We start from the raw sequence: 2,389 nt of genomic DNA, 5'->3' as shown, positions 1-2,389 counted from the left end.
ATGATTGACAAAATCCCTGATACGGTTCGTCTACGCGGCGGTCTCTTCATCTGTGGCGAGCATCGATAAAATGCCACGATTAACGGCTCGATGGTCTCGGGACGAAAAGCGGCGGAAGCCGTCCTGTCAAAGCTCGAGCTTTAAAGCAGGCGATGCCGCGAAACGGTTTAATAATCCAACCTAAACAAATCCTTCTTCGAAGCAGAGCCATTCGGTTTCTTAATTTAATACTCGGTAGTACCCTAATAAGAGTATGCCTAGTTTCATCAGCGAACTCTTCTCATAATTCCCATTTCTCGGGAATCTTCTAGTCGTCAACTATTTTTATAGACGGTAAAAAGAAAGATGATGTTGTCACAAGGGCAGCATCGTAACGCTTTCCTACGGCAATCGAATGTAGAGCGATGAACATCCGACTAAAACCTCTTAATGAACAGGTCATCGTGGTCACCGGCGCTTCCAGCGGCATCGGTCTTGTGACGGCTCGCATGGCCGCTAGGCGCGGCGCCCGGTTAATGCTGACCGCCAGAAATGAGCAAGCGCTTCAACAGGTCATTCGGGAAATCAACGGCCAAAGGTCGAATGGCGGCGTCGCCGATTTCGTAGCGGGAGATGTGGCCGATGAAGCCGTGGTTCGGCGCGTGAGAGATCAAGCAATCGACCGTTTTGGAAGGATCGATACGTGGATCAATTGTGCGGGCATCTCGATTTATGGACGTGTTGTCGATGTATCTCTGGAAGATCAGCGCCGGTTATTTGAGACGAACTTCTGGGGAGTGGTCACCGGCTCACGTATTGCGGTCGAACATCTTCGTAAAGAAGGCGGAGCGCTGATTAATATCGGCAGCATTCTTTCCGATCGCGCCATTCCACTCCAGGGAATCTACTGTGCCAGTAAACATGCGGTCAAAGCCTATACCGACGCGTTGCGCATGGAAGTGGAGCACGATCGCCTGCCCATCTCCGTCACGCTGGTGAAGCCCGGTTCCGTCGATACCCCATACGCCCAGCACGCGAAGAACTATTTGCCCAATGAACCGCAAAATGCGTCTCCCGTTTATTACGCGCCGGAAGTGGTTGCCGAGACGATTCTTCATTGCGCGGATCATCCGGTGCGGGATGTCTTCGTCGGAGGTGGGGCGAAAGTGGTGTCGATGCTGGGAAATCTGGCGCCGAGGCTGATGGACAAGGTTATGAAATATACGATGTTCACTGCACAACAGCGCGATCAGGCGGAGCAAGATCGGCTGGATCACGGACTCTACGGTCCGGCGACAGGGTTGCAAGAGCGCAGTGGCCGGGCTCCCTATGTTGCGGAATCCAGTCTTTATACACAGGCGTCCCTCCATCCGATGATGACAGGGGCAGTCGCGGCTGTCGCCGGGGCGGCTCTGATCTCGCTCTGCCGACGTGGAATCGCGAACGGTCGAAGTGCGAACGGTCATGGAAGCGGTATGCGACCGGTGCGAAATCGAACGAATGAAGAGTTCTGGTAATAGCCGGAACCGCGGGAGACTAAAGAAGAGAAAGGGAAGCGACATGTTCGTGCAGCAAAGTATCGTGAAAGCAGTTCTCTGTGCGGCGATCCTCTTGGGGTTTCAAATGCTTACGGGTTGCCAAACGGCACTGACAGAAACCTACGGGGGCGGACACAGGAAAGCTGACACTCCGCCTTCCAAAGAAGTGAAACAGGAGATGACCGCCACGAAGGCACGGGCGGATAAGGACATGGCTGCGGTGCTGACGGAGTTTGAAGACTTGAAACCCAAGCCTATTATTTCGCTCTCCGCCGAGGAAGCACGAGCGCAACCCACACCAGCCGATGCCGTGACGGCATTGCTGCAGGAGCGAAAGAAAAGCACTGTTCCTCTGTCGATCGGAAAGACGGAGAACCGAACGATTCCCGGTGCGGGGGGTGATATCCCGATCCGCATCTATACTCCTCAAGGCCACGGTCCGTTTCCTGTGATCGTGTATTTTCACGGAGGAGGGTGGGTGATTGCGACGATCGATACATACGATTCTTCGGCCAGGGCGCTCGCGAAAGCTGCCGATGCCATCGTGGTGTCCGTGGAATACCGTAAAGCTCCGGAGCACAAATTTCCCGCGGCCCATGAGGACGCCTATGCCGCCTATCAGTGGGTGTTGCGCAACGCCGACGGTTTCGGTGGAGATCCTTCAATGGTTGCCGTGGCCGGGGAGAGCGCCGGCGGCAATTTGGCGGCGGCCGTGTGCCTGATGGCGCGGGCGCGAGGGGAAGTGCTCCCCGTCCATCAGGCGCTCATTTACCCTGTGGCGGGATATGATTTCAACACCCCTTCTTATCGCGAAAATGCCCAAGCCAAACCGTTGGACAAGTCGATGATGATGTGGTTCTTCGAGAAGTATT

The 2,389-nt window shown here is 54.9% G+C and carries 2 protein-coding genes; both read left to right on the top strand.

Annotation, left to right across the window (positions count from 1 at the left end):
- Positions 1-404: 404 nt before the first annotated feature.
- The gene (locus ACOSYY_RS12565) at positions 405-1,496 is read left to right on the top strand and encodes an SDR family oxidoreductase (protein WP_421662796.1); all 1,092 of its coding nucleotides are present in this window, start codon (positions 405-407) and stop codon (positions 1,494-1,496) included.
- A gap of 43 nt (positions 1,497-1,539) precedes the next feature.
- Positions 1,540-2,389: alpha/beta hydrolase (locus ACOSYY_RS12560; RefSeq protein WP_421662795.1), on the top strand; the 850-nt coding region annotated here is incomplete at its 3' end.

This window comes from Nitrospira sp. BLG_2 (assembly GCF_049222245.1).
The sequence above is the reverse complement of the archived record's forward strand: the minus strand, read 5'-3'. Positions and strand labels throughout refer to the sequence as shown.